26 protein-coding genes and 1 riboswitch are annotated in these 24,686 nt (G+C 65.9%); of the genes, 8 read left to right on the top strand and 18 right to left on the bottom strand.

What is annotated here, in order from left to right; all coding sequences use genetic code 11:
• Positions 1 to 2 precede the first annotated feature (2 nt).
• Positions 3 to 362, bottom strand: a complete 360-nt coding sequence (locus tag AB4Z42_RS00710; protein ID WP_442007212.1) for a hypothetical protein — start codon at positions 360 to 362, stop codon at positions 3 to 5.
• Between the two features lie 129 nt (positions 363 to 491).
• Between AB4Z42_RS00710 and AB4Z42_RS00715 the strand changes: the two genes are divergently transcribed.
• Positions 492 to 1,733 carry a TetR/AcrR family transcriptional regulator gene (locus AB4Z42_RS00715; protein ID WP_442007213.1) on the top strand — a complete coding sequence of 414 codons (1,242 nt, stop codon included), beginning with the start codon at positions 492 to 494 and terminating at the stop codon, positions 1,731 to 1,733.
• On the opposite strand, the gene AB4Z42_RS00720 is transcribed toward AB4Z42_RS00715, so the two are convergent.
• From AB4Z42_RS00720 to thiD, 5 genes are all read right to left on the bottom strand, one after another.
• Positions 1,700 to 1,966, bottom strand: a complete 267-nt coding sequence (locus AB4Z42_RS00720; protein ID WP_442007214.1) for a hypothetical protein — start codon at positions 1,964 to 1,966, stop codon at positions 1,700 to 1,702. The two genes, AB4Z42_RS00715 and AB4Z42_RS00720, sit on opposite strands and share 34 nt — an antisense overlap.
• Before the next feature lie 19 nt (positions 1,967 to 1,985).
• Entirely contained in the window at positions 1,986 to 3,473 is a 1,488-nt protein-coding gene (locus tag AB4Z42_RS00725) for a flavin-containing monooxygenase (RefSeq protein ID WP_442007215.1), read from the bottom strand.
• A 43-nt stretch (positions 3,474 to 3,516) separates the two neighbouring features.
• Entirely contained in the window at positions 3,517 to 4,167 is a 651-nt protein-coding gene (locus AB4Z42_RS00730; RefSeq protein WP_442007216.1) for a septum formation family protein, read from the bottom strand.
• A 51-nt stretch (positions 4,168 to 4,218) separates the two neighbouring features.
• Positions 4,219 to 4,842 carry an alpha/beta hydrolase family protein gene (locus tag AB4Z42_RS00735; RefSeq protein ID WP_442007217.1) on the bottom strand — a complete coding sequence of 208 codons (624 nt, stop codon included), beginning with the start codon at positions 4,840 to 4,842 and terminating at the stop codon, positions 4,219 to 4,221.
• Positions 4,839 to 5,690 (bottom strand): bifunctional hydroxymethylpyrimidine kinase/phosphomethylpyrimidine kinase, encoded by an 852-nt coding sequence (gene thiD / locus AB4Z42_RS00740; protein ID WP_442007218.1) that lies wholly within the window; start codon positions 5,688 to 5,690, stop codon positions 4,839 to 4,841. Before thiD ends, AB4Z42_RS00735 begins: the two co-directional genes overlap by 4 nt.
• A riboswitch (TPP riboswitch) is annotated at positions 5,675 to 5,784 on the bottom strand. (Overlaps the previous gene by 16 nt.)
• 119 nt (positions 5,785 to 5,903) lie before the next feature.
• On the opposite strand from thiD, the gene AB4Z42_RS00745 reads away from it, so the two are divergent.
• Positions 5,904 to 7,667, top strand: a complete 1,764-nt coding sequence (locus AB4Z42_RS00745) for an MFS transporter (protein WP_442007219.1) — start codon at positions 5,904 to 5,906, stop codon at positions 7,665 to 7,667.
• Between the two features lie 4 nt (positions 7,668 to 7,671).
• Here AB4Z42_RS00745 and AB4Z42_RS00750 read toward each other — a convergent pair whose 3' ends face one another.
• Positions 7,672 to 8,472, bottom strand: a complete 801-nt coding sequence (locus tag AB4Z42_RS00750) for an exodeoxyribonuclease III (protein WP_442007220.1) — start codon at positions 8,470 to 8,472, stop codon at positions 7,672 to 7,674.
• A gap of 55 nt (positions 8,473 to 8,527) precedes the next feature.
• Here AB4Z42_RS00750 and AB4Z42_RS00755 point away from each other — a divergent pair, with 55 nt between their 5' ends.
• A complete protein-coding gene (locus AB4Z42_RS00755) occupies positions 8,528 to 9,952 on the top strand; it encodes an HNH endonuclease signature motif containing protein (protein WP_442007221.1) in 1,425 nt (474 codons plus the stop codon).
• On the opposite strand, the gene AB4Z42_RS00760 is transcribed toward AB4Z42_RS00755, so the two are convergent.
• Both AB4Z42_RS00760 and AB4Z42_RS00765 read right to left on the bottom strand, forming a co-directional pair.
• Positions 9,931 to 10,839, bottom strand: a complete 909-nt coding sequence (locus tag AB4Z42_RS00760; RefSeq protein WP_442007222.1) for an N-acetylglutamate synthase, CG3035 family — start codon at positions 10,837 to 10,839, stop codon at positions 9,931 to 9,933. The two genes, AB4Z42_RS00755 and AB4Z42_RS00760, sit on opposite strands and share 22 nt — an antisense overlap.
• A complete protein-coding gene (locus AB4Z42_RS00765) occupies positions 10,839 to 11,432 on the bottom strand; it encodes a peptide deformylase (protein WP_442007223.1) in 594 nt (197 codons plus the stop codon). Before AB4Z42_RS00765 ends, AB4Z42_RS00760 begins: the two co-directional genes overlap by 1 nt.
• Before the next feature lie 136 nt (positions 11,433 to 11,568).
• Between AB4Z42_RS00765 and AB4Z42_RS00770 the strand changes: the two genes are divergently transcribed.
• Genes AB4Z42_RS00770 through AB4Z42_RS00790 form a run of 5 tightly spaced genes read left to right on the top strand, consistent with a single transcriptional unit; the run spans position 11,569 to position 14,862 of the window.
• Positions 11,569 to 11,877, top strand: coding sequence for a DUF3263 domain-containing protein (locus AB4Z42_RS00770; protein WP_442007224.1), 309 nt, complete (start codon positions 11,569 to 11,571; stop codon positions 11,875 to 11,877).
• A 50-nt stretch (positions 11,878 to 11,927) separates the two neighbouring features.
• Entirely contained in the window at positions 11,928 to 12,392 is a 465-nt protein-coding gene (locus AB4Z42_RS00775) for a LytR C-terminal domain-containing protein (RefSeq protein WP_442007225.1), read from the top strand.
• Between the two features lie 10 nt (positions 12,393 to 12,402).
• Positions 12,403 to 13,113 (top strand): superoxide dismutase[Cu-Zn], encoded by a 711-nt coding sequence (gene sodC / locus AB4Z42_RS00780; protein WP_442007226.1) that lies wholly within the window; start codon positions 12,403 to 12,405, stop codon positions 13,111 to 13,113.
• Positions 13,070 to 14,227 (top strand): glutamate--cysteine ligase, encoded by a 1,158-nt coding sequence (locus AB4Z42_RS00785; protein WP_442007227.1) that lies wholly within the window; start codon positions 13,070 to 13,072, stop codon positions 14,225 to 14,227. Before sodC ends, AB4Z42_RS00785 begins: the two co-directional genes overlap by 44 nt.
• A gap of 2 nt (positions 14,228 to 14,229) precedes the next feature.
• Positions 14,230 to 14,862, top strand: coding sequence for an LON peptidase substrate-binding domain-containing protein (locus AB4Z42_RS00790; RefSeq protein WP_442007228.1), 633 nt, complete (start codon positions 14,230 to 14,232; stop codon positions 14,860 to 14,862).
• A 7-nt stretch (positions 14,863 to 14,869) separates the two neighbouring features.
• Here AB4Z42_RS00790 and AB4Z42_RS00795 read toward each other — a convergent pair whose 3' ends face one another.
• The 9 genes from AB4Z42_RS00795 to AB4Z42_RS00835 form a co-directional block, all read right to left on the bottom strand.
• On the bottom strand, positions 14,870 to 15,757 hold the full coding sequence (locus AB4Z42_RS00795; RefSeq protein ID WP_442007229.1) for an SAM-dependent methyltransferase: 888 nt from the start codon (positions 15,755 to 15,757) through the stop codon (positions 14,870 to 14,872).
• Positions 15,744 to 16,100, bottom strand: coding sequence for a monovalent cation/H(+) antiporter subunit G (gene mnhG / locus AB4Z42_RS00800; RefSeq protein WP_442007230.1), 357 nt, complete (start codon positions 16,098 to 16,100; stop codon positions 15,744 to 15,746). Before mnhG ends, AB4Z42_RS00795 begins: the two co-directional genes overlap by 14 nt.
• Positions 16,097 to 16,384, bottom strand: a complete 288-nt coding sequence (locus AB4Z42_RS00805; protein WP_442007231.1) for a monovalent cation/H+ antiporter complex subunit F — start codon at positions 16,382 to 16,384, stop codon at positions 16,097 to 16,099. The genes mnhG and AB4Z42_RS00805 overlap by 4 nt, the downstream gene beginning before the upstream one ends.
• Positions 16,381 to 16,920 (bottom strand): Na+/H+ antiporter subunit E, encoded by a 540-nt coding sequence (locus AB4Z42_RS00810; RefSeq protein ID WP_442007232.1) that lies wholly within the window; start codon positions 16,918 to 16,920, stop codon positions 16,381 to 16,383. The genes AB4Z42_RS00805 and AB4Z42_RS00810 overlap by 4 nt, the downstream gene beginning before the upstream one ends.
• Positions 16,917 to 18,509 carry a Na+/H+ antiporter subunit D gene (locus tag AB4Z42_RS00815; RefSeq protein ID WP_442007233.1) on the bottom strand — a complete coding sequence of 531 codons (1,593 nt, stop codon included), beginning with the start codon at positions 18,507 to 18,509 and terminating at the stop codon, positions 16,917 to 16,919. Before AB4Z42_RS00815 ends, AB4Z42_RS00810 begins: the two co-directional genes overlap by 4 nt.
• Positions 18,506 to 18,976, bottom strand: coding sequence for a Na(+)/H(+) antiporter subunit C (locus AB4Z42_RS00820; RefSeq protein WP_442007234.1), 471 nt, complete (start codon positions 18,974 to 18,976; stop codon positions 18,506 to 18,508). The genes AB4Z42_RS00815 and AB4Z42_RS00820 overlap by 4 nt, the downstream gene beginning before the upstream one ends.
• Positions 18,973 to 21,849, bottom strand: a complete 2,877-nt coding sequence (locus tag AB4Z42_RS00825) for a Na+/H+ antiporter subunit A (protein ID WP_442008063.1) — start codon at positions 21,847 to 21,849, stop codon at positions 18,973 to 18,975. The genes AB4Z42_RS00820 and AB4Z42_RS00825 overlap by 4 nt, the downstream gene beginning before the upstream one ends.
• A 123-nt stretch (positions 21,850 to 21,972) precedes the next feature.
• On the bottom strand, positions 21,973 to 22,425 hold the full coding sequence (locus AB4Z42_RS00830) for a DUF1707 domain-containing protein (protein WP_442008064.1): 453 nt from the start codon (positions 22,423 to 22,425) through the stop codon (positions 21,973 to 21,975).
• A gap of 41 nt (positions 22,426 to 22,466) precedes the next feature.
• Positions 22,467 to 24,686: an AAA family ATPase gene (locus tag AB4Z42_RS00835; protein WP_442007235.1), complete on the bottom strand. Its 2,220-nt coding sequence runs from the start codon at positions 24,684 to 24,686 to the stop codon at positions 22,467 to 22,469.

The raw sequence follows: 24,686 nt of genomic DNA on the forward strand, positions 1-24,686 counted from the left end.
TGCTAGGTCAGCCGGTCACCGGCAGTCTCGCGGTACCCCAGCAGGGTCTCCTCGCGAGCCGATGTCGTCGCGGAAGCGACCAGGACGACGAGACCCACCGCCGCGCTGATCAGCACGAGCGAGCCGGCCCACGTGCGCCGTATCAGCAGAGCAGATTCGCATTCGTCGACGTAGTTCACGTCGCCGACGGTGGCAGCCGCCTGAGTCAGATCGGAGAAGTAACCCGTGCCGCATTTGATCTGCCAACCCCAATGGTCGTAGGCATCGAGGAAGACCGGGAAGTTCAACGCCAGGAGTCCGACGGCCAGCAAGGCTGCTGCGGCGATTCCGGTGTACGCCAGGCGATGGTGACGCTGTTGCAAAGTGTTCCCCCGTTCACGATCCTGCCCCCCTATGTTAATGGTGATTCTCGTCTCTGCAACGCCTCGGACTCAGGTTTTTCAGCCGAAGTGGGACGCGATGTGTGCGTAAGGTCCGTTATGGTGGTCGCCATGGCGCGCCCCCGGCCCGCGAGCGACGACACGATTCGGCGCCGCCCCAAGGACCGCAAAGCGCAGATCGCGCGCGCTTCGGCAGAAGCGTTCAGCACGCTGGGCTTCCATGGCGTGAGCATGGAGGCCATCGCCTCGCGCGTCGGTATCTCGGCCGCCGCGCTGTACCGGCATTACGCGGGAAAGTACGAGCTCTTCCGGGACGCGGTGCTCAGCCTCGGCCAGCAGCTGGTGGACTGCACGGAATTCGCCGATGACGCCGCGGCCGAGGACCCGCAACTCGTGCTGCACCGGCTGATCGCCTCGCTCATCGACACCGCGATGGCCAATAGAGAGTCCGGCGGGCTGTACCGGTGGGAGGGCAGGTACCTGCGTGGCGACGATCAAGCCACGCTGATATCGCAGATGCGCACCGTCCATCAACGAATCCAGCGACCGCTGCGGGCCATTCGTCCGGAGCTGACGGCGCGGCAACGGTGGACGCTGTCCACGGCGGTCCTTTCGGTGGTTGGCAGCATCGTCGATCACCGGGCCAAGCTGCCGGCCATTCAGGTGCGGGCGCTGCTGGCAGACCTCGCCGACGCGGTTCTCTCCGCCGAACTTCCCGACCCGCGCGACGGCGACGATACCGTCGAAGCCGACACTCCGACGGGCGTGGAGTCGTCGAGATACGAAGCGCTGCTGGACGAATCGATGCAGCTGTTCAACAGCAACGGGTACCGGGACACCGGCATGGAAGACATCGCGGCGGCGGTCGGCATGCCGGCGTCGGGGATCTATCGCTACTTCTCGGGTAAGAGCGACATCCTCGCGGCGGCGTTCCGGAGGGCGGCTGACCGGCTGTCGGCGGACACGTCGACGATCACGGCGACGATCGACGACCCGGAAGAAGCTCTGACCGCGGTCATCGACGGGTACGTGGTGCGCTCGTTCGACCGGCCGGAGCTGGACTACGTCTACTACAGCGAGCGCCTCAACATGTCGGCGTCCGATCAGAAGATCCTGCGCAATATGCAGCGATCGACTGTGGAGGCCTGGGTGGAACTGGTGGTGGCGGTGCGGCCGGAGTGGACACCCGGACAAGCGCGGTTCGCCGTCCACGCCTCGATGTCACTGGTTATCGATCTCGGCCGTCTGATGCGCTATGAACGATCGCCGCACAGCCTGGCGACGGTGAAGCGGCTTCTCGACTTGACGCTGTTGGGCCGCTACCGATTACGCGCGACGTTGCCCGCCAAGTAGGCCAGATACCCGACGGTGCCGAGGACCGCGAAGCGGCGGGTCTTCGGTGCGGCGAGCCCGAGCCCGATCGCGGTTTCGATCCCGCCGTTGACGTAAATATGTTGGCGGGTGTCGCGCGGGAATGCCGCCACGGTGATCGACTCGAACAGCTGCGGCTTCACGAAATGAGCCAGTCCGACGGCGGCCAAGCCCAGCCCGGCCACCTGGGCAGCACGTGAATTCCCTTTCGGCACAGCTGATGTTCCTCTCGTGTCACGCAATCTGATAGTCGCTCAACGGGTACTCGGAGGCTTCCTTGATCGCCGTGCGCGTCGCCATGGGGCGCAGCAGGTTGGGCTCACCGCGGGGATCGAAGTAATAGGACCTCGATGTAGCGCAATTGCCGCGGATGAACACCGAATCGCCGATCAGCTCGGTCATCCGGTCCAAGTAGCGGGTGTTGGCGGTCTCGGTGACCTCGAACGTCGTGGCGCCGCGGCGCTTCACCTCGCCGAACAGTCGGTCCATATGCCGCATCTGGTATTCGACGCTGTTGAAGAAGTTCAGCCCGAGGAACGCGTACGGGCTGGCCATGCTGAGGTAGTTGGGGAAGTACGGAACCGAAACACCCTGGTACGCCTGGAACCTGTTGTCGCGCCACCACTTTCCGAGGTTGCGGCCCTCTCGTCCGACGATCTCGATGGCGGGGAAGTTCGCCTCCCACAGGTCGAATCCGGTGGCCAGCACGAGTGTGTCGATCGGCGTCCTCGTGCCGTCGTTGGAGACGATTGCGTCCGGCTCGATGCGTTCGATCCCGTTGGACTGCAGGTGGACATGGGATTTGTTGAACATCCGGTAGTAGTCATTGGAGAACGTCGGCCGCTTGCAGCCGAAGTCATAGTCGGGTGTCAACTGCTTGCGCACTTCGGGATCCCGAACAGAGAGAATGCGGTGCGTCTTGGAGAGGTCGCCTGCCGCGACGTTCAGTCGACGGAAGAAGACGTCGCCCTGGTGCAGCTCGACGAAAACAAAGAACTCGTAGAGCGCGTCGGTGATCGCACGGATGGCTCGCTGCACCAACGGCACTCGTGCGAAAAGGCGCTTCGCACGCTCTGAGAAGCCGAAGTCGAGCTTGGGCACCACCCAGATCGGCGTCCGTTGGTACACGGTCAGGTCTGCGGCCTTCTTCGCAAGTTCGGGAATGAGCTGCACCGCGGTGGCACCGGTGCCGATGATGGCGACCCGTTTGCCGTCGAGGTCGTAGTTGTCGTCCCAGTCCGTGGTGTGGATGACCTTGCCCGCGAAGCCCGCGATGCCCGGGATGTCCGGTGTCCTCGGCTGGGAGAGAAAGCCGGTGGCCGTGATCAGGTAGCGCGCGCTCAGCGTCTCACCGCCGGCCAGTGCGACGCACCAGGCCTTGGCTTCTTCGTCCCAGCGGGCGCTGTCGACGGTGGTGTTGAACCGCATGTGCTTGCGCACGTCGTACTTGTCGGCCACGTCGTTGGCGTACTGCTTGATCTCCGAGCCGGCGGAGAAGAGCCGCGACCAGTTGGGGTTGGGCTCGAAGAAGTAGGAGTAGGTGGTCGTCGGGACGTCGACGGCCAGGCCCGGGTAGCGGTTGATGTGCCACGTTCCGCCGAGGTCGTCCTCACGGTCCAGGATGACGAAGTTCTCATACCCCATCCGCTTGAGCTGGATGGCAGCACCGATCCCCCCGAAACCGGCGCCCACGATGACGGCGTCGAAATGCTCCGAAGTCATCCCTAAACGGTACCTCAGGTACCACTCAACTTCGGCTAAGGGCTCAGCCCTTGAGCGTGCCGGACCGCGGCGGGTCGAGCGTCGCGATGCAGGTCACCGCCCTGTCGCCCTGTTCCCACGTCTCGGCAGTGGGGTACAGCACGTACAGCTGGACCGAGTCGTCCGTCATCGCCGAGGGTGCGTAGTCCGCCAGTTCAGGACTGCACTTGTCGGCGTATGTATCGATGGCGGATTGGCCAGGGAAATCGCCCCCCGGCATCTGTATCACCGCGAAGACCTCACCCGCGTGCGGCTCTGTGCACTCGATCGTCTTCACCGTTCGCACCTGTGTGTCACCAGGGATCTCCGACAGGCAGTCGCCCATCTTGACGTCCGTCGCCGTTACGGTGCCCTGGCCGAAAGCGAGATACAGCACCACGACGCCGATGACGAGCACGACCACCAGTGCGAAGACTCCGGCGATGACGAAGATGATTTTTTTCGAATTGGACTTCGGCGGCGGGAAATAGCCGGGCGGCTGCTGAGAGTAAGGCGGTGGCGGGGGCGGTGGGTACGCACCTGGCGGCGGTGGCGGATAGGAACCCGGTGGCGGTGGCGGATACGCATTCGGCGGCTGGCCGCCGTACGGAGGCTGCTGACCGTACGGAGACGGTGGCTGGCCATATGGCGGGGGATTTCCCGGCGGCGTGGTCATGCCGTGACATTAGCGTCATCCGCGGAACGATGACCAGCGTTCGCCCAGTCTCTAGGACGCGCCAAGCAATCGTAGTGCGGCGTCGATCGCCAGTGCCGGAACATCCAAGGACTTCGAACCGAGATCGTGTCGGGCGCCGGTGATCTCGACGATCTCCGTGGCCGCGGGGATGAGTGCCGCGGCGGGCCGCAGTTCCTCGATGCTGCCGAACGGATCGGCGGTGCCATGGGTGAACACCGTCGGCACAGAGATCAGGGGCAAGTGCTCGGTGCGCGCCCGCTCCGGTTTCCCGGGCGGGTGCAGCGGATACGAGAACAGGGTCAGCGCAGAGACTTTCGCTGCGTCGTCGGCGACGACCATCGACGTCATTCGGCCGCCGTAGGAATGACCACCTGCCACAACCGGACCCTTGGTGAGGGTGTGTGCCAGCTCGATGGCCTCGACGATGCCCGCCTGGTCGGATGCGGCGGATCCAGACGGCGGTCCCTTTGGGCGTCGCCGCCGGTACGGCAGGTTGTACCGCACCGCGAGCCAGCCGCGCGCAGCCCACTGGTCGCAGATCTTCTGCAGCAACGGCGATTCTCGGCTGCCACCTGCGCCGTGGGTCAGCACGACGACACCCTTGGGATTTCGCGTCGGCTCGTGGGCGATGCCTGCGATCTGCTCGAGAGTCATTCGCGGAGCCTGAACAGTGCCGACACCGGGCCGTGGCCCTGGCCCAGGGGGTATGCGGCGCGCAGACATTCGGTCACCCAACGCTTGGCGAACGCGACCGCATCGGGCACGGTGTAGCCGTTGGCGAGTGCGCTCGCGATCGCGGCGGCCAACGTGTCGCCGGCGCCGTGGTCGTGTCCGGTGTCGATACGGGCGGTGTCGAATTCGACGAAGTCCGTGCCGTCGAACAGCAGATCCGGGCTGTGCGAGGACGCCCGCAGGTGCCCACCCTTCACCAGCACCCACTGCGGTCCGAGCGCATGCAGGGCGCGGGCGGCCGCACGCTGCGTATCGGCGTCGACGACGTCTATCTCGGTGAGCAGACGCACCTCGTCGAGGTTCGGTGTCACCACGGTGGCGAGCGGAAACAGTTGACCCTTCAGGGAATCCAGCGCGCTCGGATGCAGCAGTGGATCGCCGTGCATCGACGCGCACACCGGGTCGACGACGAGCGGCACGGTGCCTGCGAGACCCTGGCTGCGCCAGGTGTCGGCAATGGTGTCGATGATCGCGGAGGACGCGAGCATGCCGGTCTTCGCAGCCTGCACGCCGATGTCGGATGCGACCGCTTCGATCTGTCCGGCGATGACCTCCAGTGGAATCTCGTGAAACCCCTTGACTCCCACGGAGTTCTGCACGGTCACCGCGGTGACGGCGACCAGGCCGTGCACGCCGAGCATGGCAAACGTCCGCAAGTCGGCTTGAATGCCCGCACCGCCGCCGGAGTCGGATCCGGCGATCGTGATGACCCGAAGCGGCGTCTGGCCTGGCGGTGTCAGCGGAAGGTACGGATGCGACAGTTCGATCATCTCCCTACGCCGGCATTACCCGGTCAGGTTCGTACGGTCGACGGGCCCACCCGTCCTCTCAGCGCACTGGGTGTGCGCTCCCGTGTTATGGACGCTTGCCACGCTAGCTCAGGTCGGTGGTGCGCGGGAATAGGAATTGCCTCGGGTTGCTTTGTATAGCTAATATATGTGTTTTGTGCCTGACGGCGCCCTTGATATGTAAAAGCGAAGTAGATGACGACCGAGACGGATAAGTCCGACACTGCCGGGACGGCCGGCACGCCGATGGAAAACACCGCCACCCGGCGGGTTGCCATGGACCACGCCCACCCGTTCTACAAGTGGGTTGTCCTGTCGAACACCACGTTGGGCATCCTGCTGGCTGCCATCAACGCGTCCATCGTGCTGATCTCGCTGCCTGCGATCTTCCGCGGCATCGGGCTGAACCCGCTCGAGCCGCACAATGTCAGTTACCTGCTCTGGATGATCATGGGCTACCTGGTCGTGACGGCGGTCCTCGTCGTGCCGTTCGGTCGCCTAGGTGACATGTTCGGTCGGGTCCGGATTTACAACCTCGGGTTCGTCGTTTTCACGGTCGCCGCGATCGCACTGTCCGTCGACCCGTTTCATCTCGGTGGCGGTGCCGTCTGGCTGATCGCATGGCGGGTCGTCCAGGGCGTTGGCGGCGCGATGCTGATGGCGTCGTCGTCAGCGATCCTGACCGACGCGTTCCCCGCCAACCAGCGCGGTATGGCGCTCGGCGTCAACATGGTGGCCGCGGTCGCCGGATCGTTCCTCGGCCTGCTGATCGGTGGCTTCCTGTCGGAGCTGCATTGGCAGGCGGTGTTCTGGGTCGGTGTGCCGATCGGCATTCTCGGCACCGTATGGAGCTACCGGTCGCTGCGTGAGCTGGGCAGTCGGACCGCAGGCCGGCTGGATTGGGCGGGCCTGCTTTCGTTCGGGCTCGGCTTGACGATGCTCCTGGTCGGAATCACGTACGGAATTCAGCCCTATGGTGACTCGACAACCGGTTGGACCAGCCCGTGGGTGCTGGGGTCGATCGGCATCGGCCTGTTGCTGCTGGTGGGGTTCTGCGTGCTCGAGTTGCACAGCGCGTCACCGATGGTCGACATCAGGTTGTTCAAGTCGGCGTCGTTCGGCATGGGTAATCTCGCCGGGCTCATGTCGTCAGTCGGTCGCGGCGGCCTGCAATTCATGTTGATCATCTGGCTGCAGGGCATCTGGCTTCCGCTGCACGGTTACAGTTTCGAAACCACGCCACTGTGGGCGGGCATCTATCTGCTCCCGGCCACGTTCGGGTTCCTCGTCGGGGCGCCGGCCGCGGGTTGGCTGTCCGACCGCTTCGGGGCTCGGCCGCTGACCGTCGGTGGAATGCTGCTGATGGCGGGTACCTTCGTTGCGCTGCTGATGATCCCGGTGAATTTCGACTACTGGATCTTCGCGCTGCTCGTGTTCCTCAACGGTCTGGGCGGCGGCATCTTCACCGCGCCCAATACCGCAGCGATCATGTCGAGCGTGCCCGCGGAGCAGCGGGGCGCCGCATCTGGTGTTCGATCGACATTCTTCAACGCGGGCAACTCGCTGTCGATCGGCATCTTCTTCTCGTTGATGATCGTCGGACTCGCCAACACGCTGCCGACCGTCATGTACGACGGCCTTCAGGCGCAAGGAGTTTCGGCCGGTGTGGCGCATGAGGTGGCCAACCTGCCGCCGGTCGGCAGTCTCTTCGCCGCGTTCCTCGGCTACAACCCGATCGCCGAACTCCTGGGTCCGTCGGGCGCACTCGACGCACCGGGTGTGAACGCCGACGTACTGACCGGTCAGACGTTCTTCCCGCAGCTGATCACCGCACCGTTCCACACCGGCCTGACCGTCGTGTTCACTGCGGCCGCGGTGATGATGGTGATCGGCGCCGTCGCGTCGCTGTTCAACCCCGGCCGCTACGCCGACGCGCCTGGCGCCGACAACGCTGCCTAGTCCCTCACGTCAGCTCGACGAGAACGGGCGCGTGGTCGCTGGCGCCCTTGCCCTTTCGTTCCTCGCGAACGATCTCCGCATGGGTCACGCGCTGCGCCAACGCCGGGGATCCGAGAATGAAGTCGATGCGCATACCCCGGTTCTTCGGGAACCGCAGCTGAGTGTAGTCCCAGTAGGTGTAAACGGCCGGACCTTCGGTGAACGGCCGCACCACATCGGTGAATTGGGCGTCCAGCATGGCGTTGAACGCCGCCCGCTCCGGCTCGGTGACGTGGGTGCTGCCCTCGTAGGCCTCCACGCTCCACACGTCCTCGTCGGTCGGTGCGATATTCCAGTCGCCGACCAGCGCGAGCTGGGCGTTCGGGTCATCGGTGAGCCACTTCTGCGCCGTATCACGCAACGCGGCAAGCCATTTGAGCTTGTACACGTAATGCGGTGCACCGACGAAGCGTCCGTTGGGCACATACAGGCTCCATACCCTGACCCCGTCGCACGTCGCACCCAGTGCACGCGCTTCTGCCGCGGCTTCCACCTCGGGCTTGTCGCTCCACGTCGGCTGGTTGTCGAAGCCGACCTGTACGTCCTCGATACCGACGCGCGACGCGATCGCCACGCCGTTCCACTGGTTGAAGCCGCAATGCACCACGTCGTACCCGGCCGCCAGGAACGGCATGGTGGGGAACTGCTCGTCGGAGCACTTGGTCTCCTGCATGGCGAGCACGTCGACGTCGGCGCGCTCGAGCCAGTCCGCGACGCGGTCGACTCGTGCGCGGATCGAGTTGACGTTCCATGTGGCCACCCGCATACCTCCGAGCCTACGGAGGCCGAACTTGTCGGCGGTGGGTTGTAGTGTCGAACGTATGTTCGAGTGTGATCGGGATCGGCAGCTCATCGAGGTGATGGGTGAGTCGATGCGCTACGAGTCGATGTGTATCGCGCAGCGGTTGTTGGCGGTGGCGGAGTTGTATGTCCGGCATCAGGGTGCGTTGGCTGATATGGAGTGGTGTCTGGTCGATTACTGCGCTGCGACAGCTGCTGACGTGTCGGCGGTGCAGAACATCAGCCATTCCCGCGCGGTCGGCCAGGTGCAGTTCGCGTGCGCGTTGGCGTATCGGTTGCCGTCGGTGGCCAAGGTGTTTCTGCGCGGCACCATCGATTTTCGGATGGTGTCGACGATTATCAACCGGACCGACAACGTCGATGACGCCGTGATGTCTGAGTTGGACGAGGCGATCGCGCGGCATTGCGAAAAGTGGATGAAGCTCTCCAAGAAAAAGTTGCAGGATCGGGTGGATCAGTGGGTGGCCAAGTTTGATCCCGCCGGAGTGCGCGTTCCTCCCAAAGTCGACGAGAATCGGTACTTCGACGTCGACGAGGCCGGTCCGGGTATGGCCTTTGCGTCGGGTCACCTGCGCGCCACCGACGGGGCCGCACTGACCGCGCGGCTGGATGCGTTGGCGGCCACGGTGTGTGAGCACGATCCACGCTCTCAGACGCAGCGTCGTGCGGATGCGGCCGGCGCGTTGTCGCGCCTGGAGGCCACCCTCGCGTGTGAGTGCGGACGGGAGGTCTGCGCCGCGGCACAGGCTGACGCGAAGAGCGCGGCTGCCACAACCGTGATCCATGTGCTTGCCGAACAAGCGACGCTGGACGGCACCAGTGATGCGCCGGGGTATCTGCGTGGCTTCGGGATCATGCCCGCTGAGTCGGTGCGTGAAGTGGCGAAGACCGCCACGCTCAAGCCGCTCACCATCCCGACGGGTGCGGCACCTGATCGAGGGTATCGGCCCAGTGCGAAGACCAAGGAGTTCCTCCAGTGGCGCGATCTGACGTGTCGCTGGCCGGGCTGCGACAAGCCCGTCGAAAAAAGCGACATCGACCACACGGTGCCTTACCCTCTGGGGCCGACGCATCCGTCGAACACCAAGCACTACTGCCGGATTCACCATCTACTCAAGACATTCTGCGGCTGGAACGACCGACAACTGCCCGACGGCAAGATGGTGTTGACCTCGCCGACCGGGCACAGCTACACGACTGAACCTCACGGTGCGGCGATGTTCCCCGCGCTGGCCACGCCGACGAGTGATCTCGATCTGCCGGCGCACGTGGTGGACCCAGAGACTGATCGCAGCGCGATGATGCCGCGGCGCAAGCAGCCCCGCGCCCAGGACCGCCGTGACCGCATCAATGCCGAACGCCGAGAACGCACCGAACTCATCGCCGAAGAAGAACGACAACACCAAGCCTGGCTCGCCGCGATCTACAAACCACCACCCTTCTGAAGGGTGTCCGCCGACACGTAGCGGGAGCGGTGGTGCACCGTGAAGCCGATCGACTTGAAAAGGTCTGTGGCGGAGGAATTATCGTCGAGGACCTGGGTGTAGGCGCGGCGTGCGCCGTGGTCGGCGCCCCAACCTAGCAGCGCGGTGCACAGCGACCGCGCATGTCCGCGGCGGCGCTGATCATCGGCAACCTTCAACGCCGACAAGCCCAACCAGCGGGTGCCGTCGGGCGCCTCGGTGAGAGCTGCCCGCGCAACGGCTGCGCCCGCGATCGTCGCAAAAATCACCGAGCCATCGACCACCGCGGTCAACACCTCCAAGGGGACATCGCGCTCATAGATGCGCAGCCACTCGTCGTCCGGTCGCGTCGCCAAGTGCACCCCGTTGCCTTGAGCGCCAGGCTCGATATCGCATGCCATGACGAGGTTTTCGGCATCGGGCAACGCATCCGGCGGCACACGAAAGAGCCGGTCGGGCAGGCTGAGCAGGGGTGCCACCAATCGCTGTGCATACCAATCGGCAACCGCAGCCAGATCAGTCGACGCTGAGAAATCCAGTGGGACAGCGGAGTTGGCGCGCCTCGTGCTGCCGTGTCCGAACCGGCAGAACCATCCGCCGACCCATTGCTGCTCAACGCCCGGCCAGGCCAGCGCAGCGGCATGCTCGAGGTTGCGAATGTCGGCGGTGCGCACCGGCGCGGCGGTGAGCGCCTTGATCACGACCACGTCCTCGACCGCGACGCTCACCACATCCCCGCGCTTGGTCCGCACTTGCAGCGTCGGCGCTGTCCGCATCAGGTGACCGATCACGTCCGTCAGCGGCGGCTCCGACCCCGGGGGCAGCCGGTGACGAATCATCACCCGCGTTCCCACCGGCGGGATCTGCATCAGTGACCGAAGGGGTCGGGATCCTCGCCCGGCAGCCATGTCTGTCCGGGCACGCCCCACCCGTGTGATTTCACCGCGCGTTTGGCGCTTCGGGCGTGCCTGCCGACCAGCCGATCCAGGTACAGGAAACCGTCCAGGTGTCCGGTCTCGTGCTGCAGCATCCGGGCGAACAAGCCGGTGCCCTCCAGCGTGATCGGCGTGCCGTCGGCGTCCAGCCCCTTCACCCGGGCCCAGTCGGCCCTGCCCGTCGGAAAGGATTCCCCCGGCACCGACAAGCAGCCCTCGTCATCGTCGTCGGGGTCGGGCATCGTCTCCGGAACCTCGGAGGTCTCCAGCACCGGATTGACGATGACACCCTTGCGCCGCGTGGTTCTGCCGCGTTCGTCGGCGCAGTCGTAGACGAACACTCGCTTGGCCACACCGATCTGATTCGCGGCAAGCCCGACACCGTTGGCTGCTGCCATCGTGTCGTAAAGGTCGTTGATCAAGTCTGCGAGATCCGTCGGCAGCGAACCGTCGTCGCCGACGGGCACCGGCTCGGTCGCGGTGTGCAGGACGGGATCTCCTACGATGCGTATGGGTACGACTGCCACGCGCAACAGCTTAAGTCGGCAATCCTGATCGCCCGACTCGCGGGCATGTCGAACGCCTCAGCTTGCAAACCCGTGGTTGAATGATCGCCGAACCACAGCGATGTTATTTCGAGTGTTGGAAGGGTCCAGGAGCGATATGGACGGCGCAATCGCGCGGACTGAGCAATCCGGGGACGACCCTGCCCTTGCCGGTGGGCTGACCCGGCGCGAACACGACATCCTGGCGTTCGAACGTCAGTGGTGGAAGTACGCGGGCTCCAAGGAAGACGCAATCAAGGAACTGTTTTCCATGTCGGCAACCCGCTATTACCAAGTGCTCAACGCGCTGGTAGATCGCCCTGAGGCGCTCGTAGCGGACCCGATGCTGGTCAAGCGGTTGCGACGGTTGCGTGCGAGCAGGCAGAAGGCGCGAGCGGCGCGCCGGCTGGGCTTCGACGTAACCTGAGCCCCTCGGGGATTCGGGACCGGCTTGTTCGGCTGGATACAGTGAACGCAATGAATCAGCACAATTCCTCTGGTCTCCCCCTGCGCGCCATGGTGATGGTCCTGCTGTTCCTCGGCGTGGTGTTTCTGCTGGTGGGATTCCAGGCGATGGGTGGCGGCGACGACGATGGCGAGACATCGTCCATCGCGACGACCACCGCGGCAACCACCACCAGCACCAGCCCGTCGGAGTCGCCGAAGCCGGCACGGCCCGAGGTGCGGGTGTTCAACATCTCGGAGGTGGACGGCGCTGCGGAGGGTACGGCGAATCGCCTGCGCGAGGGCGGCTGGAACGTCGCCGAGACCGGTAACCTTCAGCTGCCGGACGTAACGGTCAACACGGTGTATTTCAGCGACGCACCCGGGGAGCGGGAGGCCGCCGAAGAGGTGGGCCGGCTGTTGGACGCACCGGTCGAACCGCGGCTTCCCGAGTTGGCCGAGCAGCCGCCGGGCGTGCTCGTGGTGGTCACCGGCTAGGCTCTTGCACATGCTCAAGACCGTCGCTGTCGCAGCTTGCTTCGCTGTTCCCGCTCTTGTGTTGAGTGCCTGCAGCGCTCCCGAACAACCCGCAACCACGCCGGGCACCACACCGTCGGTCTGGACCGGCTCGCCGCCGCCGGCGGCGCCGCCCGGTGAGCGGGAGGGTGGCCACGGTGGCGGGCAGGAAGGACAGGCCAGCGGAGAGACGCTGAAAGCCGACCTGAAACTGCCGAACGGCACCACGGTCGCCACGGCCGAGATCGTGTTCACCGACGGATACGCCACCGTCACCGTGGAGACCACCGGTGACGGCGAACTGGCGCCGGGCTTCCACGGCCTGCACATCCACTCGGTCGGCAAGTGCGAGGCCAACTCGGTCGCGCCGACGGGTGGTGCGCCCGGTGACTTCAACTCCGCCGGTGGACATTTGCAGGTACCCGGGCACAGCGGCCATCCGGCCAGCGGCGACCTGTCGTCGTTGCAGGTTCGCCAGGACGGCTCCGCGATGTTGGTCACGACCACCGACGCCTTCACCGCCGAGGACCTGACGAACGGCGCCAAGACCGCGATCATCATTCACGAGAAGGCCGATAACTTCGCCAACATCCCTGCGGAGCGGTACCAGCAGGTCAATGGTCAACCGCCGCCAGACGAGACCACCCTGGCCACCGGCGATGCCGGAAAGCGCGTGGCGTGCGGTGTCATCGGCACGCAGTAGTAGCCACATAGACTTTGTCGGCTCGCCACGGCCGACACTCGGGGTGGAGTGGGAGTTCGCACTCGTAGACGCCGAAACGCGCGACGTGAGCAACGTGGCCACCGAGGTGATCGAGGAACTCGGCGAGAACAACCCCCGGGTGCACAAGGAACTGCTGCGCAATACCGTCGAGATCGTCACCGGTATCTGCGATTCCGTCCCTGAGGCCATGGACGATCTGCGAACGACGCTGTCGACGGTGCGCCCGATCGTGCGCGATCGGGGGATGGAGTTGTTCTGCGCGGGCACGCATCCGTTCGCGAAATGGACCTCCGAGAGCCTGACGGATGCACCCCGCTACGCCGAACTGATCAAGCGCACGCAGTGGTGGGGCCGTCAGATGCTGATCTGGGGAGTCCATGTGCACGTGGGCATCTCGTCGGCACACAAAGTGATGGCGATCAACACGTCGTTGCTCAACCACTACCCGCATCTGCTGGCGCTTTCGGCGTCGTCGCCGTTCTGGGACGGTGAGGACACCGGTTATGCGTCCAACCGGGCGATGATGTTCCAGCAGCTGCCGACGGCCGGGTTGCCGTTCCACTTCTACCGCTGGGATGAGTGGGAAAATTTCGTCAGAGACCAGAAGAAGACCGGCATCATCGACCACATGAACGAAATCCGTTGGGATATCAGACCGTCACCGCACAAAGGCACGGTGGAGGCGCGGATCTTCGACGGGGTGTCCAACATCCGCGAGCTGAGCGCGCTGGTCGCGTTGACGCACTGTCTGATCGTCGACCTCGATCATCGCCTGGACGCGGGCGAGCGGCTGCCCACGATGCCGCCATGGCATGTGCAGGAAAACAAGTGGCGTGCAGCCCGTTACGGCCTGGACGCGGTGATCATTCTCGACGAAGACAGCAACGAACGACTGGTGACCGACGATCTCGACGACCTGCTGAACCGCCTCGAGCCGGTCGCTGCGTCGCTGAACTGTGCCGACGAACTGCGCATGGTCACCGACATCTGCAACTCGGGCGGGTCCTACCAACGTCAGCGCAGGGTCGCCGAGGCGAACGACGGCGATCTGCGAGCGGTGGTCGACGCGCTGGTCGCCGAGTTGGACATCTGACGATGGCCTCCACGCCGATGTTCCCGCTGCAAATGGCGATGCTGCCCGGTGAGGAGCTGCCGCTGCGGATCTTCGAACCGCGATACAGCGCAATGGTTTCTGACTGCCTCGCCACAGACGATCCGGCGTTCGGTGTCGTGCTCATCGCCGCGGGCCGCGAGGTCGGCGGCGGGGACGTCCGCAGCGACGTCGGCGCGATGGCCCACATCAGCGAGAGCGCCGACCTCGGCGAGGGCCGCTATCGCCTGCGCTGTGTGATGGGTGAGCGGATACGGGTGCTGGAGTGGCAGCCCGATGACCCGTACCCACGGGCGGCGGTCGAGCCCTGGCCCGACGAACCCGGTGACAAGGTGGACGTCGACGGGATCAGGGACATCGAGGACCGCATGGTCGCGCTGTTCGAGCGGATCGCGCAGGCACGTGGCGCACAGGTGGTCGCGAGGGACATCGTCGCGGGTGCCGATGCGTCGGGCGATGCCTCGCTGTGGTTGTACGCCTTGGCCTCCCGACTCCCGATGGGGCCTGCCGACAAGTACGCAGTGCTCGCCGCGCCAACGGTCGCCGCACGAATCGGCGCGCTCCGCGAAGCCGTCGACACCGTCACCGCGATGGTCGAGTTCCAGCTTTCCGAGTAGCCCTGGACTAGGCGCGCTGACCCTCGACGAAGACGGTGCGCGGCGTCGCGGCGTTCTCCGCGGGCGCGCGGTTATAACGCTGCATCAGCGCCTCGGAGTCCTCGGACGTCACACGCCAGCCGTGATCCATCAACCAATCGGCGACATCGGTGCGGTCCTCGATGTACCAGAGGTCGGCGACGTCGGGGGTATCGCTGTCGTCGACACCCGCCTTCTCGCGCATCTCGCGCAGCTGTTCGCGTCGGCTCGCCAGATATTCGGGATCGAAAAACCCGGCGCCGAATGATTCGACAGCGACCCGGCTGCCGTGCGCGCTGAGGTCATGGATGCGTTCGAAGAGCAGGTCCTGGCCTTCGGCGGGGAGGTACGGCAACAGGCCCTCGGCAGCCCACGCCGTCGGTTCGGTGGGGTCGAATCCCGCGTCGCGCAGGGCTTTCGGCCAATCCTGGCGAAGGTCGATGGGTACTGGGACGTAGCGGGCAGCGGGTCGGTCGTCGGCCAGCGTCTCGGCCTTGAAGGCGAGTACCTTCGGCTGATCGATCTCGTAGACGACGCCGTCGGTCGCCCACGGCAGCCGCCATGCCCTGGCGTCGAGCCCCGCGGCGAGGATGACGGCCTGGACGATGCCGTTTGCCCCCGCGGTGATGAAGAAGTTGTCGAACCACTTCGTGCGCGACGCCGCGTAGTTCGAGATCATCCGTATCCGTTCGACCATGTGCGACGGCGGCAGCTGCCATCCACGCGCGACGGCCGCATCGACGAATCGCTGCGCATACGGGTCGGTGAACAGCGGGCAACTCGTGGCCGCCTCCTGCGCGCGTGCAAACGCCACACCGAGTGCGGTGGCACCAACGCTCTCGGTGATGTCCCAGCTGTCGTCGTCAGTCCTGGTCATTGCCACCCTCGGGTTCGGCGAACTCGTACAGTTCGTCCTTCGTCAGTAGATCGTCGCGCACGTTCTGTTCCCGATACGCCAGCTGACCCACCCGGTTGGCCACCACCGGTGCGGTGATCACGGTGAACAACCCGGTGAGGATGACCATGCCGACATCGACGTGTCCGCGTAGCCGGATCGCCGCGCCGATCAGCACCAGCAGCAGGCCGAGCACCTGGGGTTTGGAAGCCGAATGCATACGGGTCAGCGTGTCCGGGAAACGGACGACGCCGATCGCCGCGGTCAGCGCGAGTGCGGAGCCGCCGAGGATCAGCACTGCGGTCACGATGTCGAACGCGTTCATCGCCGGCTCCCGGAGTCGACAGGGGATTCGACGTCGGGGACACGGAACCTGGCGACGCTCACCGAGCCGACGAAGCTGATGAGCGCCAGCGCGGTCAAGCCGTAGGTCACCGTCGTGTCGAGGCTGTAGGCGGCCCAGACTCCGATACCGCACATCGTCACGGCGACGAGCGTGTCCAGCGCCACCAGTCGATCCAGGGTGCTCGGACCCGCAAGCAATCGGATCATCGTGACGGCGGCGGCGATCGTCAACATCACCGCCGCAGCGATCCACACGTACGTCATGCGCGATCCGCCTTATCTGTCGAGGGCCGCCAATGCTCTTCGCGCTCGAACGTCGACACCAGCAACCGCTCCACCACGGTGACCTGGCGGTAGAACCGGGCCACCGCCGCTTCGTTGCCGACGTCGATCACATGCATGTAGAGCATGCGCCTGGTCTGATCGATCTCCAGCACGATCGAACCGGGAATCAGGTTGAAGATGTTGACCGCCAGCGCGAGTACGAGATCGGATTTGACCGCCAGGTGGGCGCGCAGCACCGCCGACAGCGGTGGCGGCCCGGGTTTTACGGCCAGGAACGCGACCTGAACCGACGACAGCACCAGGTAGTACGCGACGGTGACGATCAACCGCAGCAGCGACAGCGGGTGCAGCCGGCCTTCAACGGGAACCGCGGGCAGCGGCAGCATCAGGGTGATGACCAGCGCGACGAGCAGCCCGGAGAGGATGTTGGCCGCAGAGAACGTGCCCCACAACAGAATCCACACGAGCACGAGCCAGCACACGACCCAGATGCGGAGAAGGACGCGCCTCGTCATCTGCCCAACACCGCCGAGATGTACTGGCCCGGGTCGAGCACCTCGGCGGCGGCGCGCTCGCTGTAGGCGAAGAACGGTCCGGCGAGCACCGTCATGGCCAGGCCCACCACGATCAGCGCGCCCGTCGGCACCAGCATGCCGACCGGCATCCTGCCGACGTCGTCGCGGTCCATGAACTCGACATCCTCGGAATCGTCGAGCAGCGCCGCCGGAGTCGCCGCCGCCAGATGTCCCTCGGGTGCGTCCTCACGGGACCGCCAGAAGGCCTTCGTCCATACCCGCACGATGACGTACAGCGTCAGCAGGCTGGTGATCACGCTTCCGCCGACGAGAACCCACGCCAGCACCGAGCCGTTCTGTGCGCCCGCCTCGAGCAGCGCGACCTTGCCGATGAATCCGGAAAACGGCGGAATCCCACCGAGGTTGAGCGCGGGGACCACGAACACGAACGCGAGGATCGGGCTGGCGGCGGCCAGCCCACCGAGGCGCTGCAGGGTGGATGCGCCTGCTTGACGCTCGATCAGACCGACGACGAGGAACAGCGTCGTCTGCACCACGATGTGGTGCGCCACGTAGTAGATCGCTCCGGCCATTCCGAGCTCACTGGACAGTGCGATGCCGAACACCATGTACCCGATGTGGCTGACCAAGGTGAACGACAGCAGCCGCTTGATATCGTTCTGCGCGATCGCGCCGAGGATGCCGACGAGCATCGTCAGCAGCGCCGCGACGAGCAGAAGGGGGTCCAGCCCGCCGCCGGGAAACAGCAGCGAGTGCGCCCGGATGATCGCGTAGACACCGACTTTGGTGAGCAGGCCGGCGAAGACCGCGGTGACCGGTGCCGGTGCGGTGGGGTAGGAGTCGGGCAGCCACGTCGAGAGCGGGAACACGGCCGCCTTGATGCCGAACGCCACGATGAGCACCGCGAACAACGCGCTGCGGGTGCCCGACGAGACATCGTCGAGTCGGACCGCCAACTCGGCCATGTTCAACGTTCCGGTCGCCGCGTAGACGAGTGCGATGCCGAAGAGGAACACCAGTGACGACACCATCGACACCATGACGTATGAGATGCCCGCGCGGACACGCTCCTTACTGCCGCCGATCGTCAACAGCACGAAGCTCGCGGACAGCAGCACTTCAAATCCGACGAAAAGGTTGAACAGATCGCCGGCAAGAAATGCCGTGCAGACGCCGGCCGACAGCACGAGATAGGTGGGCAGGAAGATCGAAACGGGTTGACGGTGGTCCCCGTCGCGGATGCCCTGCCCGATGGCGTAGAAGACCACGGCCAGAAGCACTATCGACGACACCAGCAGCATCAGCGCCGACAGTCGGTCCACGACGAGCGTGATGCCGAGCGGCCCCATTCCCGGCTCCGTCGGACCCCAGCCGCCGACCTGAAGGGCCAGTGTCCCGTCGCGGTCGGCGAGGAACAGCAGCACCGCACATACGACGACGACGACCGACAGTGCGCCGAGCGCGATGAGCCGCTGCAACCGCGGCCTGCGACCGGCGAACAGCGTCGCTGCGGCGCCGAGCGTCGGGATCAGCACGGGCAGCGGCGTCAACACCGCGGCCAACGTCATCGCGAGCCCTCGTGCCCGGGTAGCGCGTCCAACTCGTCGGGCTCATCGGTGTCGCGGGCCCTATCGGGTTGCGGACGATCCTCCTCGATCGCCACGGCGTCCTTGGCGGCGATCTCGGAGACCCTGGCATCCTCCGGATCGTCACTGACCTCCTCCGCGGTGGTCAGTCGGTACGAGCGGTACGTCATCGCGAGCACGAACGCGGCGATACCCAAGCTGATGACGATGGCCGTCAGGATCATGCCCTGCGCCAACGGATCTGCCGTGGTGGTCTGACCGTCGCTGGTGCGGCCGCGTATCGGCGGGTTGCCCGCCGGGCCTCCGACGGTCAGGATCAGCAGGTTGATGGCATTACCGATCAGCAACAGCCCCAACAGCATTCGAGTCAGGTTGCGTTCCAGCAGCAGGTAGACCCCTGCGCTGGTGAGACCGCCGATGATGATGAGCGGAACGAGGTAGGTGGTCACGCGGACTTCACCTCCCCGCTCTGGCGGCCCATCTCCACGTCGATGCGGGCGCCTAGGCTGCGGAGGACGTCGAGCACGAGTCCGACGACGATGAGGTACACCCCGAGATCGAAGAAGATGGCCGTGACGAACTTGACCGTCCCGAGCACGGGCACGTCGACCTCGATCAGCGCCGACGACAACACAGGTGCACCCACGAGCAGTGAGGCCGCCGCGGTGCCCGCCGACAGCAGGAGTCCGGCGCCAAGGATCTTGCCGGCGTCCAGCGGAAGGGTCTCACCGAGTTCGTAGCGACCGCCTGCGAGGTAGCGCAGCACCAGCGCGAGTCCCGCCGTGAGGCCTCCCGCGAAACCGCCTCCGGGGGTGTTGTGGCCGGCGAAGAAGAAGTAGGCCGACAAAATCATGATGAGCGGGAAGATGATGCGCGTGGCGACCTCGAGCACGAGTGACCGGTGCCTCGGATCGCGTAACTCGCTGCCCCGCAACCAGGTGATGTCCCCGGCCGCAGGGCTGTGCGTCGTTGGCAGCCGTCCGATGTCGGGCTGACCGGCATCGGAAACCCTGGGTGCGGCGCCGAAACGCTGGTGCCGGAACACCATCGACGCCACACCGGTCGCAGCGACGAGCAGCACCATGATCTCGCCCATGGTGTCCCACGCGCGGATGTCGACGAGCAGCACGTTCACCGTGTTGGCGCCGTGTCCGCGGAAATATGCTGCGTCGGGCAGCAATTCAGCGATCGGTGTGCCGGTGCGGGCAGCCATCGCGTAGGCGGCCAGGGTGGTGACCGTCGCTCCGACCGCGATCGCCAACGCCGCTCGCGCCAGCCGGAACCGGTTGATGTGGGTGCGGTCGGCCTCGGCGGGCAGCGTCCGTAACACGAGCACGAAGATGACCAGCATCAGCGTCTCGACCAGGAACTGGGTCAGCGCCAGATCGGGTGCGCCGTGGAACGCGAAGATCGCGCCGCAGCCGTAACCGGTCACGCCAACCAGCAGGACGGCCGCCAGCCGGTTACGCATGACGGTGGCGCTGAGCGCGGCCGCGAGCACGATCAGCCCGACCACGACCTGAACCGGTGAGCCCCACAACACGAATTCGGGTCGATCGCGCGCACCGATCGCCAGCACGACGGTAGGGACGAGTACGAGCGTGGACAGGATCACCGACTGCGTCGCAGGAATCGAACCGCGCTGGGTCACCGCGGTGAGCTGGACCGCCAATACGTCGAGTCCGCGGACGGCCGCGTCGTAGATCTTGTCGGCGTTGCCGAGGGGTTCACGCACGGTGCGGATGCGGCGCAGGCGCGACCGGCCAAAGAACGCCGCAGTGCCGACCGCCAGGACGAGAACCGACAACAGCAGCGGCAGCCCGAGCCCGTGCCACAGCGCGAGGTCGTAGTCTTCTCCTCCCGGCACCGTGTCCGCATAGCTGTCCAACACGTTGTCGAGCTGGGTCGGCCACAGGCCGAACAGCAGTCCAGCCGCGGCGAGCAACGCAGGCGGCAACATGAAAGCGACTTCGGGGCGGTGCATTTCGGCCACCCGGGTGCTGGGCTCCTGGCGTCCTTTGCGACCGAACGCGCCGACCAGGAAGCGCAGGCTGTAGATGGTGGTGAACACCGAACCGAGCACGATGCCCGCGAGGACGAACGGTGCGGCCGAGCCAAGCACCGGGCTGTGCAGCACGGTTTCGAGGTCGGCCTCCTTTGCGACGAAGCCGAAGAACGGCGGCAGCGCCGCCATGCTGGCCGTGGCGCCGACGGCGATGATCAGCAGGCTTGGGCTGCGCGCTCCCAGCCACGCCAGCCTGCGGATGTCGCGGGTGCCGGTGGCGTGGTCGATGACGCCGACGACCATGAACAGCGACGCTTTGAACATGGCATGCGCGCAGAGCATTGCCAGCCCGGCGAGCATCATGTCGCTGCCACCTGAGCCGACCATCACGGTGATCAGCCCCAGTTGGCTGACCGTGCCGAACGCGAGGATCAACTTGAGGTCGTACTCGCGGACCGCCCGCCAGCCGGCCATCAGCATCGTCAGGATGCCGAGCGTGATGACGATGGGGCGCCACGGCGGGGAATCCGCGAAGCCGGGTGTCATCCGCGCCAGGAGATAGACGCCGGCCTTCACCATCGCCGCGGCGTGCAGATACGCGCTGACCGGTGTCGGGGCCGCCATCGCGCCCGGAAGCCAGAAATGCATGGGCACGATCGCCGATTTGGACAACGCCCCGATGAGGATGAGCACGACAGCGACGGAGGCCGCGATCCCGGTCGGCGGCGATGCGATCAGTTCGGAGAGCAGGTAGGTGCCCGCCATGTTCCCAAGCACGACGATGCCGACGAGCATCGCCAGCCCGCCGAACGTCGTGACCAGCAAGGCCTGGGTGGCGGCACGGCGGCTGGTGGCACGCTCGGCGTAGTGGCCGACGAGCAGGAACGACAACACCGTGGTCAGCTCCCAGAACACGTAGAGCAGCAGCATGTTGTCACTGGTCACCAGGCCGAACATCGCACCGGAGAACGCGACCAGCTCGGCCGCGAAGCTCGGCAGTCGCTTCTCGGTGCGTCCGTCGTGGTGCTGGAAGTAGTCGGCGCAATAGAAAAGAACGAGAGCGCCGATGGCCAGCACCAGCACGCTCATGATGGCCGCGAGCGAATCGAACCGCAGCACGAAGTTCATCGCCAACTCCGGCACCCACGGCACGTCGACCGTCGTCGCCCCGCCGGGCGCAGGCCAGTTCGCCACGACCCAGACGAGTGAGCCGAGTGGCACCAGCGCAAGCGGGTAGAACGCCATTCGCCCGAAGCGGTACACGAGCAGGGGAGCCGCCGCGGTAGCGACCGCGTGGGCAACGAGAATGGCGAGCAAAGGCACTCCGGATAGCGGGGTGTCAGCCGGGTAAGGGCTCTGGCTTAACGCCAGTCTACGTGGGCGGATGCAGGTCGTCGGAAGGCAACCGGATAGCGTGGGCGGCCGACCGGGTCCCGAGTGCTACGTGGCCGGGACGGCGTACCGGATCGGTACCGCGTGGCCGATGACTCCGATGCCCGCTCCGAGGATCGGCCAGATCGGCCAGAAGTACCAGGCGCCTGCCGTGAGGGCGACGACCAGCCACACGGTCAGCACGATCAAAACCATCGCCAGGTAGGCGGCGAGGTGGATCTGCACGCCGCGCCGCGCCGCCTTCCGGCGAGCTTGCACGCGCGCCGGATCGTTGCGCCGAATACGGTCGAGGGGCAGGTCGGCGACCAGTTCGCGCAGGTCGTCGGTGGTGTGGGCGGCGAACGTCGCCTGCAGGCGGGTCTCGTATTCGTCCAAGGGGAAGTAGCCCTGCGCAAGGGCCTGGCCCAGTTGCGTCGCGGTCAGCTCCCGCTCGCGGTCACCGGCTCTCTTCGTGCCTCCCGGTACTCGATCTTGACAGTGACTAGTTACGGAATCGACTATGCACCCATAACTAGTCACTGTCAAGATTTAATCGGGTTCGATCAACGCGCGGCGGAGAACGCCCGCAGCGACTCGACCTGAGCCGGGTCGAGCGACGGTCGCACGGTCTCGCGGGCCTTGGCGACATCGTCGGCGGTGACGGCGGCTGCGTCGATCGAGCGCCGCATCGCTGTCAGGGCGGATTCGCGCAACAGCGCAACGCAGTCGGCTGCGCTGTAGCCCTCGAGCTGGCCGGCCAGCGCATCGAGGTCGACGTCGTCGGCGAGCGGAACGGATTTGCCTGCGGTGCGCAGGATTTCGCGGCGCGCCTCGGTGTCCGGCGGGTCGACGAAGACCAGCTTCTCGAGTCGGCCCGGCCGCAACAGGGCCGGGTCGATCAGGTCGGGTCGGTTCGTCGCACCGAGGACCACCACGTTGCGCAGCGGCTCGATGCCGTCGAGTTCGGTGAGCAGGGCCGCTACCACCCGATCGGTGACTCCCGAGTCGAAACTCTGTCCCCGCCGCGGCGCCAGTGCGTCGAGTTCGTCGAGGAAGACCAGCGACGGCGCGGAGTCGCGCGCGCGGCGGAACAGGTCGCGCACCGCCTTCTCCGAGGCACCGACCCATTTGTCCATCAATTCGGCGCCTTTGACGGCATGCACGCTCAGGCGACCCGAACTGGCCAGCGCCCGCACCACGAACGTCTTCCCGCAACCGGGTGGGCCGTAGAGAAGGACGCCGCGCGGCGGTTCGACGCCGAGCCGCTCGAAGGTCTCCGGGTGCTGCAGCGGCCACAACACCGCCTCGGTGAGCGCCTGCTTGGTCTCGGCCATATCGCCGACGTCCTCCAGTGTCACCGATCCGACCGACACCTCTTCGGTGGCCGACCGCGACAACGGGCGGATAACGCTCAGCGCACCGGTCAGATCATCCTGCGTCAGCTCGGGTGACTTACCGTCGGCGCTGGCCCTGGCCGCCGCCCGGAGCGCGGCTTCGCGCACCAGCGCTGCCAGGTCCGCGACGACGAATCCTGGGGTGCGTTCGGCGATTTCGCCGAGATCCAGCGTCTGCGCCGGAACGTCTCGCAGAAGCACCTCCAGCAGCTGCTTGCGGATGGCCCCGTCGGGCAGGCTCAGGCCCAATTCACGGTCGCAGAGGTCGGGTGCCCGCAGCCGCGGGTCGACGTTGTCGGGCACCGCCGAGGTGGCGACAAACGCCACGCCGCCGGTCGCGACGGCGTTGCGCAACTCGGCGAGGATCAGCGTCGCAACGGGTTCTGCGGGAGAGGGGAGCAGCGCGTCGATATCGGTGATGAGCAGTACGCCGCCGCCTTCACGAACGGTGGACACCGCCGAGGACACGCTGGTGAGCCGATCCTCGGCGCGCAGTGCACCCACCTCGGGGCCGTCCAGTTCGACGAGTCGCCGGTCAGCGCAGACCGTCCGCACCATGGCGGACTTGCCGACACCGGCAGGCCCGGATACCAACACACCGAGATTGGCTGTGGCGCCTAGTGTTTCGAGAAGTTGCGGCTGGTCGAGCGCGAGTTTGAGCCATTCGATCAGCCGGGAGGCCTGTGCATGCGAGCCCTTGAGATCGTCGAACCCGAAAGTGTTGACCGTCGACTCCTTGGGCGTTGTGACGGTCGGTTGGCCCGACGTGGTGATACTCGGAGTAGTCACCCCGTCGCCCCAGCTCACGAGCGAATTGGGTTGTACGCTCACCGGTCCCGAGGGGTCGACACCGGTCACCGTCAGGAGTTCGGATGTCCAGGTGATGCCTACGGACGAAGCGAGTGCGGAGGTGGCCGCCGAAGTGGGGATGTCCGGGCCGAGCTCACGCGGGAGCAGCGACACGGTGTCGCCCACCGTCATCACCTTGCCCAACAGGGCCTGACGCAGCGTCGCCGGTGAGATCGACTGGGTGGCGAGGTTGCTGCCCGACACCGTCACCGAACGTGCGCCGTACACGGTCGCCGGTGCGACGAGCACCGTGGTGTCCTCGCGAACGCCGGCATTGGACAGCGTGACGTCGTCGAGCAACGCGGTACCGGTGGGCGTACCCGACGGGGCCACCCCCGCCACCGCGGCGGTGGTCCGAGAACCCGTCAGCGTCACCGCGTCCCACTCCCGGATGCCCAGCGCGGCAATGACTTCCGGATGGAGTCTGACCACGCCGCGGCGGGTGTCCAACGCCGAGGTGTTCAGGCGCGCGGTCAGCGTGAGCTGCTGCCTGAGGGCGGGGCGGTCGGTTGCAGAGCGCCCCGAGTCGAAACCGGTCAC

The sequence above is a fragment of the Mycobacterium sp. 2YAF39 genome (assembly GCF_052114565.1).
In the GTDB taxonomy this organism is placed as follows: domain Bacteria; phylum Actinomycetota; class Actinomycetes; order Mycobacteriales; family Mycobacteriaceae; genus Mycobacterium.